Below are 15,953 nucleotides of genomic sequence, written 5' to 3' on the forward strand. Positions count from 1 at the left end.
GACCTTCTCGGCCTCGCTCAGAACCTTGACCGTGGCGGTATCCATGTAGATCTGGCCGGTGTCGCCGCTGACGGCGGGGATCTTGGCCAGTGCCATATCGCAGGCCTGAGCCACGGAATGCGGCTCTCCGCCCGCCTTGCGGATCAGGTTGGCGGCAAGGCCTTCCTCATCGTCCAGCAAGGCTTTCAGGATATGGTCCGGGACCAGGCGCTGATGACCTTCCCGGATGGCAATCGTCTGGGCCGCCTGGATAAATCCGCGCGACCGCTCCGTGAACTTCGACAAGTCCATGGCAATTCTCCTTTTCCGAAGCGTCCCATATCTGGCCACCCTCATCGAGGCGTGGCCGCGTCGGGACCTCACGTTATCGAGATGGGGAGCGCCATGGGCGGGTTCAAGCCGGTTGCGCCGGAAACCGGAACCCGGCGCGTCATGAAAGTGTTTCATAAGCGAACACCGTCCTCAGCCACAGCCCCGCAAGGGAGGCCAAGATGAAAGAGACCGCACCCACCCCCGCCACCCAGCACAGCTCCGGTCGGCACCTGACCCGCATCGCCTCGATCCGCTACAACGCCGCCGAGCGCGCCTTCGAAGCTGCCGTGACCCTCTACGAGGGACGCGAGGTCTTCACCTATCCCGTTTCCCTGCGTGCGCCCATGGACATGGGCTATGAGGATGTCACCCGCGCCCTGTCGGAGCTGGCCTGCCGCCGCCACGACCGTGGCCAGCCGGGCATGCGGGCCCGCCGCGATGAAGCCCTGCTGGAACATCTGCCGCAGCGCGTGCAGCAGGCCACCTCGGCGCTGTGGGAGCGCATCCTAGGCCGGGCCGCCTGAGGGTCGCCTGCCGGGCAGCAGCCCGGGACGACGCCGACAGGCCGAAAGAGCATCGCCGCGCGCCTTGACCTGAGGGGGCAAAAGGTCGAAGAGGTCGAAAATCCGGAGAGACCTCATGACTGAAGCCCACCAGATCCCCCAAGATACTGCAGATGACCGCCTGATCGTCGCGCTGGACGTGCCCGATGCGCTGGCCGGCCTGAAGCTGGCCGAAGAGATCGGCGAGGCCGTCTCGTTCTACAAGATCGGGCTCGGCATGCTCACGGGGGGCGGCATGGCGCTGGCCAACGAGCTGAAGCAGGAACACGGCAAGCGCATCTTCCTCGACATGAAGCTGTTCGACATCGGCCAGACGGTCGAGAACGCGGTGAAGGGAATTTCCCAGTACGACCTCGATTTCCTGACCGTGCACGGCGATCCGCATGTGGTGCGCGCCGCCAAGCAGGGCGCGGCGGGCAAGGATCTGAAGATCCTCGCCGTCACCATCCTGACCTCGCTGGAACGCGCCGATCTCGATGACGGGCTGATCCTGCCCGGCGATGTGCCCGAGATCGTGGTGGAGCGCGCCGCCCGCGCCTTCGACGCCGGTGCCGACGGAATCATCTGCTCGCCCAACGAAGCTGCTGCGATTCGCGCCCTGCCCAATGCGGCGGGCCGGCTGATCGTCACGCCGGGCGTCCGCCCCGCCGGCGCCGAAAGCGACGACCAGAAGCGCATCGCCACCCCCGCCAGCGCCGTTGCGGCCGGGGCCGATCACGTCGTGGTGGGCCGTCCGATCTGGCGCGCCGAAGATCCCCGCGCCGCCGCCCGCGCCGTGGTGGCCGAGCTGCGCTCGCCTCAGGCCGCACGCCCGAACCGCTGAGGGAAAAGGGACCGCCTCAATCCTCGTTGATGTCGCGGTCCCACATCTTCACCTGCCCCTTGCGCACGCCCATGACCCGGCGCAACACCGCCCAGGCAATCAGGGACAACAGCGCAAACAGCAGCAGCATCCAGCTGAGGGCGACGGTCACGCCGACCAGCAGCAGGGCGCCGACGACCAGCGCGCCTAGGGCGAAGCCGAGGAACAGGAACCCCGGCACCAGCATTTCCAACGCCAGCAACACGACGCCTGCGGCCATCCAGGCCCACCAGAGCAGCAGCATCAGCCCCGCCCCTTCAACAAGGTGAAGGCATCGCGGAAGGCGTCGATGGCATTCGAGGGCACGACAATCGTCTGCTTGCCCTCGCCCTTGCCAAGCGCCACCAGCGCCTCGACCTGCTTCAGCGCCACCTGGTACTGCGCCGCCTCAAGCCCGTTCTCGGCGATCGCACGGGCCACCTGGGCGGTGGCATAGGCCTCGGCGTCGGCGCTGATCCGGCGCGCCTTGGCGACCTGTTCAGCGGCGTAAAGCTCGGCATCGGCCTGAAGCTCGACCGCGCGTTTCTTGCCCTCGGCCTCGGTCACCTGTGCCCGGCGGGCCCGTTCGGCGTTGAGCTGCTGCAGCATCGCATCGCGGGTCGCCTGGTCGAGGTTCACGTCCAGGATCTCGGCCCGGGTGACCTCGATGCCCCAGTTGTCGACCGCATCCATGACGTTTTCCTTGATCGTCGAGATCAGAGCCGCGCGGTTCGACTGCACCTCGTCCAGCTCCATCTTGCCGATCTCGGCACGGACGATCCCGGCCACGGTGGTGGCAATGGCGGCATCCACGTCGCGGATCCGGTAGACGGTCTTTTCCGGCTCGAGGATGCGGTAGAAGACGCTGGTCTCGACCTGCACCAGCACGTTGTCGGCGGTGATCGCGTCCTGCTCGGCATTGGGCAGCTGGCGTTCCAGGATTGAGACGCGATGCGCCACCCGGTCGACCACCGGCACGATCAGGTTGATCCCCGGCCCCAGGACCGAGCGCAGCCTGCCGAAGCGCTCGACCACGTATTTCTCGGACTGCGGCACGATGCGCACGCCCAGCAGGATGGCGATCACCACGGCCAGGGCCAGCAGGATCAGGACAATGTTGCTGCCATCCATCAGGAAGGCTTCAAGATCGGTGTTGTTCATCAGTCTCTCCCACGGGCCACCCGGCCAGGCTGCACCCACTATGGCGCGCCGAATGACCAAGCGGAACCGCTTTCGTCCTTCGGTCCGGCCGCCAGGTAGTCGCGCAGCCGCGCCGCCAGAGGCGGAATGCGCAACGGGTGGGCCAGGTACTCCTCGGACGCCATAAGCGCCCAGCCCTGCCCCTCGCTGCCCAGCCGGATCCCTGCCTGACGCCCGGCGGGGATACGGGCCGCGAAGAACCAGACCTCGACGCCAGAGGAATCGCGATAGGGCCGGGCATAGTGGAAATCGGCGGGAACGAGCTGCAGTGACAGCTCTTCGGCTGTCTCGCGGATCACGCAGTCCAGCGGCGACTCTCCTGGCTCGCGCCCGCCGCCGGGCATGTCCCAGAGGCCCGGAAAGGGGATCGTGGGCAGGTCGTCCCGCTGCAGCACCGCCAGCGCCTCGCCGACGAACAGCAGCGTCTTCGCCCCGTCGAAGCCGCGCCGCCGGTCCAGCGCCCCTGCCGGTATTCCTGTTTCGTTCGCCATGGGCCGGGTATATCATGCGGCCCTGAGCCCGCCATCGGATTCTCCCATGTCTGCCCTCTGCCGCGACTGCCTGACCGTCTTCGAGGCCCCGCCCCGGGGGCTGCTGCGCTGCCCTGCCTGCGGCTCGCCCCGCTGCGTCGCCCATGAGGAACTGATGTCGCTCTCCATCGCCCATATGGATTGCGACGCCTTCTATGCCTCGGTCGAGAAACGCGACGACCCTTCGCTGGCCGACAAGCCGGTGATCATCGGTGGCGGACGGCGCGGCGTGGTCTCGACCGCCTGCTACGTCGCGCGCATCCGCGGCGTGCGCTCGGCCATGCCGATGTTCCAGGCGCTGAAGCTCTGCCCCGAGGCGATGGTGATTCGCCCCCGGATGGAGCGCTACGTCGAGGCCTCCCGCGCCATCCGCGCCATGATGGAAGACCTGACCCCCGCCATCGAGCCGCTGTCGCTGGACGAGGCCTTCCTCGACCTGACCGGCACCGCGCGGCTGCATGGCAAGCCACCCGCCGTGCTGCTGGCCGGGCTGGTGCGGCGGATGCGGGACGAGCTGGGGCTGACCGGTTCGATCGGGCTGTCGCACAACAAGTTCCTCGCCAAGATCGCCTCGGACCTCGACAAGCCGCATGGCTTCGCGGTGATCGGCAGCGCCGAGACGGCCGATTTCCTGGCCCCCAAGCCGGTCAGCATGATCTGGGGCGTCGGCGCGGCCGGACAGGCGGCACTGGACCGGGCCGGCATCCACACCTTCGCCGACCTTCGCAGGTGGGAGCAGACCGACCTTGTGGCGCGATTCGGCTCGATGGGGGTGCGGCTCTATCACCTGTCGCGCGGCGAGGATCACCGCCGCGTCTCTGCCCATGCACCGATGAAATCGGTGTCCAACGAGACCACCTTCTTCGAGGACACCGGCGACCCCGATCTGCTGGACGGCCACCTCTGGCGGCTGTCCGAGAAGGTCTCGGACCGGCTGAAGGCCAAGGGCATTGCCGGACGCACGGTGGTGCTGAAGCTGAAGCGGGCAGACCACTCGCTGCTGACCCGCCGCATCGGCCTGCGCGACGCCAGCCAGCTGGCCGACCGGATCTATCGCGAGGCACGGAGCCTGTTCGACAAGGTCGAGGATCGCGGCCCCTTCCGCCTGATCGGCGTCGGGGTGACCGACCTCGGACCGTCGGGAGATGCGGACCGCTCGGGCGACCTGCTGGATCCCGATGCCGGGCGGCGCACGGCCGCCGAACGGGCCTCGGATGCGATCCGGCAGCGTTTCGGCAAGGATGCGATTCGCAAGGGCCGGGCGCTGCGCTGACCGGATCGGGGCCTGGGCCTGCGCCAAAACGCGCCTGTGCCCCTGCCCGGGGCACTGCAGCCGGGAGAGACTTCTGCGCCTTCGTCGGCGGGACGCGCATGTGACGAGGGGCGGGAGGGGGCGCTGCCCCCTCTTGAGCCCTTGCGGGCCCAATTCACCCCCGGAGTACTTTCAGCCTGGTGATGATCAAGAGAGGCAGTGCCTAGGCAAGTGCCCTCGTTTTGCCGCCGGGCCGTTGCACGCTCTCGATGGGAAAGGAGGCCGCCTCTCCGGCGACCATCCCGCATCATCACCAGGCTGAAAATACTCCCGCCGGAGGCATCACCCCGGTGCAGCGGGCCTGTCGCCTTCCTATTCCGCGGCCAGCGGCAATTCGTTGCTGCCGATCTGCACGATCCGGGCGATGACACCGTGGATCAGCTCGGCAAATGCGTCGAAATCCGGGCGCGGCTCGATGCGCGCCTCATCCATGTAGAGCGCGCGGTCGATCTCGATCTGGATCGCATGCTGGCGCCGCGACGGGCGACCGTAATGCTGGGTGACATAGGCGCCGGCGAAAGGCGCATTGCGGATCACCGACAGGCCGGCGGCGACGAAGGCCGCCTCGATCCGGTCGACGACCGCGGGATCGGCCGAGGCACCGAAACGGTCTCCGATCACCACATCCGGGCTGCGCAGCGCGTTGCGGCGCACCGAATCGAGGGCTTCGTGCGGCATCGAGTGGCAATCGACCAGGATCGCCTCGCCGAAGCTGCGGTGCGACTCGCCCAGCAGGTCCTGCAGGGCGGCGTGATAGGGGCGCCAGATCCGCGCCAGCCGATTTTTCCGCCTCCTGCAGGGAGAGCTTGCCCTGGTAGATCGGACGCCCGCCGGCCACGACGCGGGGAATCACCCCCAACCCGGAGGCGATGCGGGGATTGTGTCCGCGCCGCCGCGCGCCCTCGATCACCGCCGGATCCAGTTCGTCCACGGCGCGGTTCAGGTCGACATAGGCCCGGGGCGCCCTTGCGCAGAGCAGCGGCGCCCCCAGGGCGGGCGCAGCGGCAAAGAGCCTGTCGATGAAGGCATCCTCGGAAGAGCGAATCTCGCGCCGGTCGAGTCGGGTCCGGCTCATCAGGTCGGCCGGGTAGGCGCATCCCGAGTGGGGCGAGGCAAAAACCACGCTCGTGCTGCGCACGGAAGGCCGGTAAAGATCGAAGGCGCTGTCGGACATGACCTCTCCTGGGAACCTAAATAAGTGTATCGCAAAAAAGGATTGCCAAAAGCCCCTTGATCCCCCCGACGACTCCTTTTATAGGACGCGAACCGGCGCGGTAATCCGCGCTTCTTTCTTGTCAGGGCGGCGCCATCCGGGGCCGATCAAAACGGAAAGAAGCAAGGAAATCCAAGCCAGTGGGCGATTAGCTCAGCGGTAGAGCACTTCGTTGACATCGAAGGGGTCACAAGTTCGATCCTTGTATCGCCCACCACCTATTCACCGGGTCCGGGGCCTTCGTGCCCCGCTCCCTGCACGAAACTGGCGCTTGCCGCGCCGCGACATGAGGAGATGAACATGAAGGTTCGTAACTCGCTCCGCTCGCTGAAGCAGCGCCATCGCGATTGCCGCGTCGTGCGCCGCAAGGGACGCGTCTATGTGATCAACAAGACGCAGCGTCGCTTCAAAGCCCGTCAGGGCTGATCGAAGCACCCGAGCTTACCTGATCAAGGGTCGCGTTTCGCGGCCCTTTTTCTTTGCGCGACCTCTGTTCCTTGAGCGCCCCTGTTGGCAGGCGACCGGCGCCCCACGCTACCCTGACGATAGACCGAGCGTTTCCCCGCCTGTGCAGGGTCCCGGAACAACGCCCGGACGGGCGGTCCATTTCCGCGGCCTGATCAAGGACCGGGACCGCCTGCCAACTGGCGGCAATATTCTAGGGCGCATGACTTCCTGACAGTCATGCGCGAGGGAGAACTGCCCGGCGTCAGCGAGACCGGGCAGAAGGACACCGCAGAGGGGCCTCAGTCGTAGTTGCGGCGGTCCTCGATCACCAGACCGTCGTTGGGCAGGCTGCCGGGCGCCAGGATCTCGATCTGAGCCTTCAGCTTCATCACCTGCGCGACGCTCTCGCCATAGGTGCCCACATCGCCGCCGGGGCTTTCGACCTGCACCAGCATCCGGTCGGCCTCGCCCTCGCGCAGGGCGACGACACGGGCGCGGGTGACCTCGCCGTGGCGGGCGACGAAGGCGGCGACCTGTTCGGGGCGCACGAACATGCCCTTGATCTTGGTGGTCTGGTCGGCGCGGCCCATCCAGCCCTTGATGCGCAGGTTGGTGCGCCCGCAGGGGCTGGTCCCGGGCATCAGCGCCGACATGTCCCCCGTGGCGAAGCGGACCAGCGGGTAGTCGGGGTTGAGCGTGGTCACCACCACCTCGCCCACCTCGCCCGGCGCCACCGGGGTGCCGGTGCCCGGGGTGACGATCTCGACCAGCACGCCCTCATCGATGATCATGCCCTCCATCGCCGCGCTCTCGTAGGCGATATTGCCCAGGTCGGCGGTGGCGTAGCATTGCAGGCAGGCGATGCCGCGATCCGCGTATTCGGCGCGCAGGCTGGGGAAGAGGGCGCCGCCACCGACGGCGGCCCGGGTGATCTGCAGCGGCAGTCCATCGGCCTCGGCGCGGTCCAGTATCACCTTCAGGTAATCGGGCGTGCCCGCATAGGCCGTGACACCGAGGTCATGGGCGGCACGGGCCTGCAACTCGGTCTGGCCGGTGCCCGCGGGCAGGACCGTCGCGCCGACCGCGCGGGCGCCGTTCTCGAAGATCATGCCCGCAGGGGTCAGGTGATAGCTGAAGCAGTTCTGCACCACGTCGCCACGACCGATTCCGGCGGCATGCAGGAAGCGCCCCATGCGCCACCAGTCATGCCCCGCGCCGCCCGGCTCGTAGATCGGGCCGGGGCTCTGGAACAGGTGGGCGAAGGCCTGTGGCGGCAGGCTGCTGAGCCCACCGAGCGGCGCCCCGGGGCGTTGCCGCGCGACGAGGTCGCTCTTGCGCAGCACCGGCAGGGAGGCGAGATCGGCCAGCCCGGTGATTGTCGTCGGATCGACGCCGCGCAGGCTGTCGACGTAGCCTGGCAGGGCGGCGGCGGCGGCCACCTGCCCGGGCAGGGCGCGGGCGATCGCCGCCTCGCGCTCGTCGGCGCTTCGGGTTTCCAGCGCATCGTAGTGGCCGGTGCGGGCCTGGCCTGTCATCTCTGTCTCTCCCAGTTTCTCAGCTCAGCCAACGCTTGCGGCGCCGGTACGAGCGCACGTCGCGGAAGCTCTTGCGCCCCTCGTCGGACATGCCGAGGTAGAACTCCTTCACGTCCGGGTTCTCGCGCAGGGCCGCCGCCGCGCCATCCATCACCACGCGCCCCGATTCCAGGATGTAGCCGTAATGGGCAAAGCGCAGTGCCACGTTGGTATTCTGTTCGGCCAGCAGGAAGGTCGCCCCCTGCTCTTCGTTGAGGCTTTTGACGATGCCGAAGATCTCTTCCACCAGCTGCGGCGCGAGGCCCATCGAGGGCTCGTCCAGCAGGATCGTCTCGGGGCGGCTCATCAGCGCCCGGCCGATGGCGATCATCTGCTGCTCGCCGCCCGAAGTGTAACCGGCCTGGGATTTGCGCCGCACCTTAAGGCGCGGGAAATAGGTGTAGACCATCTCAAGATCGGCCTCGATATCGGCCTTGCCGCTGCGGGTATAGGCGCCGGTCAGCAGGTTCTCCTCGACCGTCAGGTGTTCGAAGCAATGCCGCCCCTCCATCACCTGGATGACGCCCGCCCTGACCAGGCTGGCCGGGTCCAGATCCTGCACCCGCTGGCCGCGATAGAGGATGGAGCCCTTGGTCACCTCGCCGCGCTCGCTGCCCAGAAGGTTGGAAATCGCCTTCAGCGTGGTGGTCTTGCCCGCGCCATTGCCGCCCAGCAGGGCGGTGATCCCGCCCTTGGGGACGGACAGGCTGACCCCCTTCAGCACCAGGATCACGTGGTTGTAGATTACCTCGATATTGTTGACCTCCAGAAGGGTCTCGGCGGTCGTCGCATCGCTCTGCCTTGCACTGTCCAGCATGGGCCCCTCTCCTTCGTCGGCCGGAATTCCTGATATGTCCGCGTCGCCGCGGGGACCGGCCCCCGGGATCACCCCGGGGGCCGGCGCCTGGATCACTCGCAGCCCGGGGTGATGCCGCTCTCTTCGGCATAGGCCAGGCTGTCGGCCTCGATCAGCGGGTTGAGCACCTCCGAATCCGAGGCTTCGTAGTCGCTGATCAGCGACCAGGTGCCTGCGGTCGCATCCCACTGCGCCATCGCGCCAAGGCCGTCGCCGCCGTGGTTGGCGCAGGTCACCTTGAAGGTCGGGCCGAAGTTCGGCAGGCCGAGGCCGGCCATCTTCTCTTCTGTCATGTCGAGGCCTTCCAGACCGTCCCGCATCATCGCGGGGGTGATGTCTGCGGTGCCGTGGATTTCCTGCGCGGTGCGGGCGGCCTCGGTGGCCAGCATCGCCGCGTACATGCCACGGTTATAGAGCGCGGTGCCCAGCTGATCGCCCGCACCGGCCGCCTTGCCCGCATCGACGACATACTGCTTCAGGTCGTCGTAGACCGGGTACTCCATCCCGAGATTGTGGAAGGTCAGCGCCTTGTAGCCATTGGCTCCGTCACCGGCGGGCAGCACGTCGTTTTCCGAGCCCGACCACCAGATGCCGATGAAGTTCTCCATCGGATAGCGGATGTTGACCGCCTCCTGGATGGCGACCTGGTTCATCACGCCCCAGCCCCACATGATCACGTTGTCCGGGCGCTCGCGACGGATCTGCAGCCACTGGCTCTTCTGTTCCTGGCCGGGGTGATCGACCGGCAGCAGCACCAGCTCGAAGCCATGCTTGGCCGAGAGTTCCTCCAGCGTGCGGATCGGCTCCTTGCCGTAGGCCGAGTTGTGATAGACCAGCGCGATCTTCTTGCCGCTGATGTCACCGTTGTTTTCGGCCAGGATGTGGTTGATCGCATGGCTGGCCCCGTCCCAGTAGTTGGCCGGGTAGTTGAAGATCCACTTGAAGACCTCGCCGTTCTTGGCCGAGGTGCGGCCATAGCCCAGCGTGTGCACCGGGATGCCGTCGGCGGTGGCCTTGGGGATCAGCTGGTAGGTGATGCCGGTGGACAGCGGCTGGTAGACCAGCGCGCCTTCCCCCTTGGTGGCCTCGTAGCACTCGACCCCCTTCTCGGTGTTGTAGCCGGTTTCGCATTCCAGGATCTTGATCGGCACGCCGCCGATGCCCCCGTCCCGCTCGTTCAGCAGGGTCAGGTAATCCTGGTAGCCGTCCGAGAACGGGATCCCGTTGGCCGCATAGGGGCCGGTGCGATAGCTCAGATCCGGGAACACCAGATCCGCTGCGGCGGGGCCTGCCAGCAGGCAAGCCGATACCAGGGCCGCGCCCGCGGCCTTCAACTTTTTCGTCGCCATCCTTGTCTCCTCCCTGGGTTTGGACGGTCCGTGCCGGGGCTCCTCTTCCCCGGGTGCAGGGCCGGTCCGGGCCCTGCGGGCTGCGGCGGGGCTCCTCTTCCCTGCCGCATGGCCCCTTCCTAGTGCGGGAAGGGCCAGAGTCTCAGCTTCTCCTTGCCAACGCGCCAGAGCTGCGCCAGCCCGTGCGGCTCTGCCACCAGGAAGGTGACGATCAGCCCGCCGACGATCATGAATTCAAGGTGCGCCGCCAGATCCGTCGGCCAGCCGAGGCCGCCGACCAGCACGTTCTTCAGCAGCACCGGCAGCAGCACCAGGAAGGCGGCGCCCATCAGGCTGCCGGCGATCCGGCCCAGCCCGCCGATGATGATCATGAACAGCACCAGGAAGCTCTTGTTGATGCCGAAGGCTTCGCCCACCTCGACCGCGCCCAGGTAGACCGCGAAGAACAGCGCCCCGGCGATGCCGATGAAGAACGAGCTGACCGCGAAGGCCGAGAGCTTGGCCGCCAGCGGGTTCACCCCGATGATCTCGGCGGCGATGTCCATGTCGCGGATGCCCATCCAGCTGCGCCCCATGGTGCCCCGCGTCAGGTTGCGCGCCACCACGGCGGCAAAGATCAGGAACAGCAGGCAGAACAGGTAGGTCACCCAGGCCTCGGCATTGGGGCCGGTCACGGCCTGCCCCAGCACCGTGCGTTCCGGCGCGCTGATCTGGCCCGAGGCGGAGTGGTTGTAGAACCACGGCACCCGGTTGAACAGCCAGACCAGGAAGAACTGCGCCGCCAGCGTCGCCACCGCCAGGTAGAAGCCCTTGATCCGCAGCGAGGGCAGCCCGAAGAGCACCCCGACCCCGGCGGTGATCCCGCCGGCCAGCAGCACGTGAATGATGATCGAGACCTCGGGGAAGGCGGTCATCAGCTTGTAGGTGGCATAGGCGCCGACCGCCATGAACCCGCCGGTGCCCAGCGAGACCTGGCCGCAGAAGCCGACCAGGATGTTCAGCCCGATCGCCGCGATGGCGTAGATCAGGAAGGGCAGCGCCACGGCATTGGCCCAGTAATCGTTGATCACGAAGGGCACCACCAGCAGCGCCACGGCCAACGTGACCTGTACCGCGATCCGGTCGAAGCGGATCGGGAAGCTCTGTCCGTCTTCCCTGTAGCTCGTCTTGAAGTCTCCGGCCTCGCGGTACAGCATCTCTCAGACCTCGCTTTGCGGTGCAATCCGCTGGTGGGGTTCGATCCGGTTGCAGAGCCCGAGGTGGCACAGCATGCCCCCCAGGAAGCCCGCCCCGGACAGGGCGGCGGCGCCCAGCTGTTCGCCGGCCGAGAGATCGGCGAACAGGGCGATCAGTCCGAAGCACCAGAAGGCGCCCCAGGCCAGCACGTTGAGGATCGCCAGAAGCTTCATGCCTCTTCGCCCCGCGCCCAGGCGATTCGCCGGCAGGCGACCAGGTAGGTCAGCCAAGCGCCCAGCAGTCCGATGGCCAGGATCACGACGTTGACCAGAACGTGATGACCAACGACTGCCTCGGCCTTGGCCGACCAGAAGACGAAGCCCCAGTAGCAGGCCCAGACGACCAGCATGGCGACAAGACGGATACCCTTGATGTCTTTCATTTCTTTCTCTCCTCCTATGCCCCGGCTCCTCAACCGGGGGCCCCGGGCGGGCGGGTGTCGCGACAAAGTCGCGCAGTCGCCCGCAGGGGTCTTTACACTCTCTCGATAATCCGTTCCCCGAACAAGCCCTGAGGACGGAAGACGAGGAAAAGCAGCGCCAGAACGTAGGCAAACCAGTTCTCGGTCGCCCCGCCGACCAGCGGACCGACCAGGAATTCGAACAATTTTTCACCAACCCCGATGATCAGCCCGCCGACGATGGCGCCGGGAATCGAGGTGAAACCGCCCAGCATCAGCACCGGCAGGGCCTTCAGCGCGATCAGCGACAGCGAGAACTGCACGCCCGACTTGGTGCCCCACATGATCCCCGCGACCAGCGCCACGAAACCGGCGATCGACCAGACCAGCACCCAGATGAAGTTCAGGCTGATGCCGACCGACAGCGCCGCCTGGTGATCATCGGCCACGGCGCGCAGCGCCCGGCCCTGTTTCGAGTACTGGCTGAAGATCGTCAGCGCGATGACCAGCACCGCCGCGATCACCGTGGCCCAGATATCGAGGTTGTCGATGAAGAACCCGTAGCCGAAGGCGTTGAAAGTGGTCTCGTCGATCCAGGCATTGATGCCCTGCGGCAGGCCGACATCCAGCTTCTTGATGTCCGCGCCCCACATGATGTCCCCGAGGCCCTCCATGAAATAGGCCAGCCCGATGGTCGCCATGAAGAGGATGATCGGCTCCTGCCCCACCAGGTGGCGGAAGATCAGCTTGTTCACCGCCCAGGCCAGGGCGACCATCACGACGCCGGTCAGCAGGATCGCGGCCACGGCGGGCAGGTGCCAGCCGAAGTGGTGGATCTCGGTGCCGAAGACGGCGTTGATCAGGTGGCTGAAGGGCACCTGCCCCTCCATGATCCCGACAAGGGTCAGCGCGGCGAAGAGCGCCATCACCCCCTGCGCATAGTTGAAGATGCCGGAGGCCTTGAAGATCAGCACGAAGCCGAGCGCGACGAGCGCATAGAGCACCCCGGCCATCAGCCCGTTGAGGAAGACCTCCATGGCGAAGAGAAGCTGGTCAGGCATGGGAAACCTCCTCTGCGGGATGGCGGGCGGGGCGAGGCGCCCCGGCGCGAGCGCCGCAGGTCATCGCGTCAGTCATGGGCCACCCCCAGGTAGGCGTCGATGACGTCCTGGTTGCTGCGCACCTCGTCCGGGGTGCCGTCGCCGATCTTGCGGCCATAATCCATCACCACCACCCGGTCGCTCAGGTCCATCACCACGCCCATGTCGTGTTCGATCAGCGCGATGGTGGTGCCGAATTCGTCGTTCACATCGAGGATGAAACGGGACATGTCCTCTTTCTCCTCGACGTTCATGCCGGCCATGGGCTCGTCCAGCAGCAGCAGCTTCGGCTCGGCGGCCAGGGCGCGCGCCAGTTCCACGCGCTTCTTCAGCCCATAGGGCAGCCGCGCCACCGGCGTCTTGCGGATGCTCTGGATCTCGAGGAAGTCGATGATGCGCTCGACCTTCTCGCGGTTCTCGATCTCTTCCCGCTCGGCGCGGCCAAACCACAGGGCCTGCCGGAACACCCCGGCCTTCATGTGGTTGAGCCGCCCGGTCATCACGTTGTCCAGCACCGTCATGCCCTCGAACAGCGCGATGTTCTGGAAGGTTCGCGCCACGCCCTGCCGCGCCACCTCGTAGGGGCGCATCCGGGGCCGGCGCTGGCCGTGGAACCAGACCTCGCCCTCCTGCGGATTGTAGAAGCCGCTGATCACGTTCAGCATCGAGCTCTTGCCCGCGCCGTTCGGCCCGATGATCGCGCGGATCTCGCCCTGGCGGATGTCGAAGGAGATGTCCTTGATCGCCTCCACCCCGCCGAAGCGCAGGGTGATGTTGCGCATTTCCATCATCACGGGCCCGATCTGGCGCCCGTCCGCAGTCACCCAGCCCTCGGCCGGCTGGTCGGTAACGATCTGTTCTGCAAGGCTCATTCCGCTGCCACCCTTTCCGCACCTCGATCCATGACCGCCGCGTCACACAGTTTCAGAGTGGCCGAGATATGGCCCTTGCGCCCGTCCTCGTAGGTCACCTCCGTGCGGGTCGAGACCTGCCCGGACCCGTCGTAGAGAGCAGCGATCAGGTCGGCGTATTTCTCTTCGATGATCTTGCGGCGCACCTTGCGGGTGCGGGTCATCTCTCCGTCGTCGGCATCCAGTTCCTTGTGCAGCACGAGGAAGCGGTGGATCTGGCAACCCGAGAGCATCTCATCTTCCGCCACCGAGCGATTGACCTGCTCGACGTGCGACCGGATGGTCTCCAGCACCTGTGGATGGCCAGCCAGCTCCTGGTAGCTGGAATAGGCGATGTTGTTGCGCTCGGCCCAGTTGCCGACGGCGGTCAGGTCGATGTTGATGAAGGCGGTGCAGGTCTCGCGTCCGTTCCCGAAGACCACGGCTTCGAGGATGTTCGGGAAGAACTTCAGCTTGTTCTCGACGTATTTCGGCGCGAACAGGCTGCCATCGGCCATCTTGCCCACGTCCTTGGCGCGGTCGATGATCCGCAGGTGGCCGCTGCCCTCTTCGATGAAGCCCGCATCGCCGGTGGCCACCCAGCCCTCGGGATCCTTGGTCGAGGCCGTGCTCTCGGGGTTCTTGTAGTAGAGCTGGAACACCCCGGGGCTGCGATAGAAGACCTCGCCGCTCTCGGCGATCTTCAGCTCGACCCCGGGAGAGGCCACCCCCACCGTATCCGAGCGCACCTCGCCGTCCGGTTGCTGGGTGATGAAGACCGAGGCCTCGGTCTGGCCGTAGAGCTGCTTCAGGTTGATGCCGAGGGCGCGGTAGAAATCGAAGATCTCGGGCCCGATGGCCTCGCCCGCCGTATAGCCGACACGGATGCGGCGCAGGCCAAGGGTGTCCTTCAGGGGACCGTAGATCAGCAACTCTCCCAGCCGGTATTTCAGCTGGTCGGCCAGCTCCACCCGCTGACCGTCCAGCATCCGCCCGCCCACCTGACGCGCATGGGCCATGCACTTGTCAAACAACCACTTCTTGAACCGCCCGGCGTCTTCCATGCGGATCATGACGTTGGTGAGCTGGGTTTCGAAAACACGTGGAGGGGCAAAATAGTAGCTGGGCCCGATCTCGCGCAGGTCCGTCGCGAGGGTGGTCTCGCTTTCCGGACAGTTGACGCAGAAGCCCGACCAATAGGCCTGGCCGATCGAGAAGATGAAGTCGCCGACCCAGGCCATGGGCAGGTAGGCAAGCACCTCCTCGCCGGGCCCGAGGTTGTCGAACTCGCTGGAATTCTTCGAGGTCTCGATGATGTTGCTGTTGGACAGCACGACGCCCTTGGGCTTGCCCGTTGTGCCCGAGGTATAGAGCATCACGCAGATGTCCTCGGGGCCAAGGGCGGCGGTGCGGCGCTCCATCTCGGGGGTCAGCGCGTCCCGGGCGGCGCGGCCCTGCTGCTGCACCTGGCCGTAGTCATGCAGATGCGCGTGGTCGTATTTCCGCATCCCGCGCGGGTCGAGATAGAGGATATGTTCCAGCGCCGGCAGCTGCGGCTTGACCTCGATGACCTTGTCGACCTGCTCCTGGTCCTCGGCGACGACGAAGCGGGCGCCGCAGTGATCCAGCACATAGGCCATCTCTTCGGCGGCACTGTCGGAATAGAGCGGTACGGGAACGGCCCCGACCATCTGCGCGGCCGGAATGGCCCAGTAGAGATGCGGGCGGTTGGTGCCGATGATGGCGATGAAGTCTCCCGGCTGCACGCCGAGGTCCAGCAGGCCAAGGGCCAGGTCGCGAACCTCTTCCCGGGTCTCGGCCCAGGTCCAGCTCTGCCAGATGCCGAACTCCTTCTCGCGGTAGGCGGTCCGGTCCGGCCAGGTCTTCGCATTGCGTTCGAGCAGGGCGGGCACGGAGTTCACCGGCCCGCCCGCCGCGTGCGAGATGTCTCTCACGACTGTTCTCCTCCCCTTTTCCCAGCCCTCCCCGACCGGGAAAAAACCGCCCTCCTCAAGGCGGGTCGAATAGCCATCATCGCGCTATCACATTCGCGGCGCCCTGCTGACTAGTCAAACATTATCTGCAATTTTTGCGCGATCATTTCCGTATCCTAACGAATTGTTACGGGTG

General features: G+C 66.5%; 17 protein-coding genes, 1 tRNA gene and 1 pseudogene. 5 read left to right on the forward strand and 14 right to left on the reverse strand.

The features are described 5' to 3' along the window. A partial coding sequence (locus tag OS124_RS25175) for a Clp protease N-terminal domain-containing protein (RefSeq protein ID WP_010141312.1) occupies window positions 1-291 on the reverse strand: 291 nt, incomplete at its 3' end. Window positions 292-491: 200 nt separating this feature from the next. On the opposite strand from OS124_RS25175, the gene OS124_RS25180 reads away from it, so the two are divergent. Next, a complete protein-coding gene (locus tag OS124_RS25180; RefSeq protein WP_010141313.1) occupies window positions 492-836 on the forward strand; it encodes a hypothetical protein in 345 nt (114 codons plus the stop codon). A gap of 115 nt (window positions 837-951) precedes the next feature. Continuing rightward, entirely contained in the window at window positions 952-1,698 is a 747-nt protein-coding gene (gene pyrF / locus OS124_RS0118225; protein WP_010141314.1) for an orotidine-5'-phosphate decarboxylase, read from the forward strand. A gap of 16 nt (window positions 1,699-1,714) precedes the next feature. Here pyrF and OS124_RS0118230 read toward each other — a convergent pair whose 3' ends face one another. Genes OS124_RS0118230 through OS124_RS0118240 form a run of 3 tightly spaced genes read right to left on the reverse strand, consistent with a single transcriptional unit; the run spans window position 1,715 to window position 3,407 of the window. Continuing rightward, on the reverse strand, window positions 1,715-1,981 hold the full coding sequence (locus OS124_RS0118230) for an NfeD family protein (RefSeq protein WP_010141315.1): 267 nt from the start codon (window positions 1,979-1,981) through the stop codon (window positions 1,715-1,717). Next, the gene (locus OS124_RS0118235) at window positions 1,981-2,877 is read right to left on the reverse strand and encodes an SPFH domain-containing protein (protein WP_010141316.1); all 897 of its coding nucleotides are present in this window, start codon (window positions 2,875-2,877) and stop codon (window positions 1,981-1,983) included. The genes OS124_RS0118230 and OS124_RS0118235 overlap by 1 nt, the downstream gene beginning before the upstream one ends. Before the next feature lie 38 nt (window positions 2,878-2,915). Then, entirely contained in the window at window positions 2,916-3,407 is a 492-nt protein-coding gene (locus OS124_RS0118240; protein ID WP_010141317.1) for an NUDIX domain-containing protein, read from the reverse strand. 46 nt (window positions 3,408-3,453) lie between these two features. Between OS124_RS0118240 and OS124_RS0118245 the strand changes: the two genes are divergently transcribed. Further along, on the forward strand, window positions 3,454-4,719 hold the full coding sequence (locus OS124_RS0118245) for a DNA polymerase IV (protein WP_010141319.1): 1,266 nt from the start codon (window positions 3,454-3,456) through the stop codon (window positions 4,717-4,719). Between the two features lie 351 nt (window positions 4,720-5,070). Here OS124_RS0118245 and OS124_RS25185 read toward each other — a convergent pair. Beyond that, window positions 5,071-5,932, reverse strand: a pseudogene (locus OS124_RS25185) (N-formylglutamate amidohydrolase). Between the two features lie 181 nt (window positions 5,933-6,113). Here OS124_RS25185 and OS124_RS0118255 point away from each other — a divergent pair. Continuing rightward, a tRNA-Val gene (locus OS124_RS0118255) sits at window positions 6,114-6,188 on the forward strand. Between the two features lie 83 nt (window positions 6,189-6,271). Then, complete coding sequence (gene ykgO / locus OS124_RS0118260) at window positions 6,272-6,397, forward strand: type B 50S ribosomal protein L36 (protein ID WP_010141322.1); 126 nt, start codon at window positions 6,272-6,274, stop codon at window positions 6,395-6,397. A 320-nt stretch (window positions 6,398-6,717) separates the two neighbouring features. Here the strand turns inward: ykgO and OS124_RS0118265 are convergent, their stop codons facing one another. The 9 genes from OS124_RS0118265 to OS124_RS0118305 all read right to left on the reverse strand — a co-directional run bounded on the left by OS124_RS0118265 (window position 6,718) and on the right by OS124_RS0118305 (window position 15,769). Continuing rightward, window positions 6,718-7,953, reverse strand: coding sequence for a phenylacetate--CoA ligase family protein (locus tag OS124_RS0118265; protein WP_010141323.1), 1,236 nt, complete (start codon window positions 7,951-7,953; stop codon window positions 6,718-6,720). A 19-nt stretch (window positions 7,954-7,972) separates the two neighbouring features. Continuing rightward, window positions 7,973-8,809, reverse strand: coding sequence for an ABC transporter ATP-binding protein (locus OS124_RS0118270; RefSeq protein WP_010141324.1), 837 nt, complete (start codon window positions 8,807-8,809; stop codon window positions 7,973-7,975). A 92-nt stretch (window positions 8,810-8,901) separates the two neighbouring features. Continuing rightward, the gene (locus OS124_RS0118275; RefSeq protein ID WP_010141325.1) at window positions 8,902-10,197 is read right to left on the reverse strand and encodes an ABC transporter substrate-binding protein; all 1,296 of its coding nucleotides are present in this window, start codon (window positions 10,195-10,197) and stop codon (window positions 8,902-8,904) included. Window positions 10,198-10,316: 119 nt separating this feature from the next. After that, a complete protein-coding gene (locus OS124_RS0118280) occupies window positions 10,317-11,393 on the reverse strand; it encodes a branched-chain amino acid ABC transporter permease (RefSeq protein ID WP_010141326.1) in 1,077 nt (358 codons plus the stop codon). A 3-nt stretch (window positions 11,394-11,396) separates the two neighbouring features. Next, a complete protein-coding gene (locus tag OS124_RS25190; RefSeq protein WP_010141327.1) occupies window positions 11,397-11,606 on the reverse strand; it encodes a hypothetical protein in 210 nt (69 codons plus the stop codon). Next, on the reverse strand, window positions 11,603-11,815 hold the full coding sequence (locus OS124_RS0118290) for a hypothetical protein (protein WP_010141328.1): 213 nt from the start codon (window positions 11,813-11,815) through the stop codon (window positions 11,603-11,605). Before OS124_RS0118290 ends, OS124_RS25190 begins: the two co-directional genes overlap by 4 nt. Before the next feature lie 92 nt (window positions 11,816-11,907). Next, window positions 11,908-12,894: a branched-chain amino acid ABC transporter permease gene (locus OS124_RS0118295; RefSeq protein ID WP_010141330.1), complete on the reverse strand. Its 987-nt coding sequence runs from the start codon at window positions 12,892-12,894 to the stop codon at window positions 11,908-11,910. Window positions 12,895-12,962: 68 nt separating this feature from the next. Beyond that, window positions 12,963-13,805 (reverse strand): ABC transporter ATP-binding protein, encoded by an 843-nt coding sequence (locus OS124_RS0118300; RefSeq protein WP_010141331.1) that lies wholly within the window; start codon window positions 13,803-13,805, stop codon window positions 12,963-12,965. Beyond that, window positions 13,802-15,769 carry an AMP-binding protein gene (locus OS124_RS0118305; protein ID WP_029375564.1) on the reverse strand — a complete coding sequence of 656 codons (1,968 nt, stop codon included), beginning with the start codon at window positions 15,767-15,769 and terminating at the stop codon, window positions 13,802-13,804. The genes OS124_RS0118300 and OS124_RS0118305 overlap by 4 nt, the downstream gene beginning before the upstream one ends. Between the last annotated feature and the right edge of the window lie 184 nt (window positions 15,770-15,953).

This window comes from Oceanicola sp. S124, assembly GCF_000220565.1.
Classification (GTDB): Bacteria; Pseudomonadota; Alphaproteobacteria; order Rhodobacterales; family Rhodobacteraceae; genus Pseudooceanicola.

Bases quoted from the DNA above. Each gene is read 5' to 3' on its own strand.
- OS124_RS25180 (WP_010141313.1), top strand. From the start codon at position 492: ATGAAAGAGACCGCACCCACCCCCGCCACCCAGCACAGCTCCGGTCGG.
- pyrF (WP_010141314.1), top strand. From the start codon at position 952: ATGACTGAAGCCCACCAGATCCCCCAAGATACTGCAGATGACCGCCTG.
- OS124_RS0118230 (WP_010141315.1), bottom strand. From the start codon at position 1,981: ATGCTGCTGCTCTGGTGGGCCTGGATGGCCGCAGGCGTCGTGTTGCTG.
- OS124_RS0118235 (WP_010141316.1), bottom strand. From the start codon at position 2,877: ATGAACAACACCGATCTTGAAGCCTTCCTGATGGATGGCAGCAACATT.
- OS124_RS0118240 (WP_010141317.1), bottom strand. From the start codon at position 3,407: ATGGCGAACGAAACAGGAATACCGGCAGGGGCGCTGGACCGGCGGCGC.
- OS124_RS0118245 (WP_010141319.1), top strand. From the start codon at position 3,454: ATGTCTGCCCTCTGCCGCGACTGCCTGACCGTCTTCGAGGCCCCGCCC.
- ykgO (WP_010141322.1), top strand. From the start codon at position 6,272: ATGAAGGTTCGTAACTCGCTCCGCTCGCTGAAGCAGCGCCATCGCGAT.
- OS124_RS0118265 (WP_010141323.1), bottom strand. From the start codon at position 7,953: ATGACAGGCCAGGCCCGCACCGGCCACTACGATGCGCTGGAAACCCGA.
- OS124_RS0118270 (WP_010141324.1), bottom strand. From the start codon at position 8,809: ATGCTGGACAGTGCAAGGCAGAGCGATGCGACGACCGCCGAGACCCTT.
- OS124_RS0118275 (WP_010141325.1), bottom strand. From the start codon at position 10,197: ATGGCGACGAAAAAGTTGAAGGCCGCGGGCGCGGCCCTGGTATCGGCT.
- OS124_RS0118280 (WP_010141326.1), bottom strand. From the start codon at position 11,393: ATGCTGTACCGCGAGGCCGGAGACTTCAAGACGAGCTACAGGGAAGAC.
- OS124_RS25190 (WP_010141327.1), bottom strand. From the start codon at position 11,606: ATGAAGCTTCTGGCGATCCTCAACGTGCTGGCCTGGGGCGCCTTCTGG.
- OS124_RS0118290 (WP_010141328.1), bottom strand. From the start codon at position 11,815: ATGAAAGACATCAAGGGTATCCGTCTTGTCGCCATGCTGGTCGTCTGG.
- OS124_RS0118295 (WP_010141330.1), bottom strand. From the start codon at position 12,894: ATGCCTGACCAGCTTCTCTTCGCCATGGAGGTCTTCCTCAACGGGCTG.
- OS124_RS0118300 (WP_010141331.1), bottom strand. From the start codon at position 13,805: ATGAGCCTTGCAGAACAGATCGTTACCGACCAGCCGGCCGAGGGCTGG.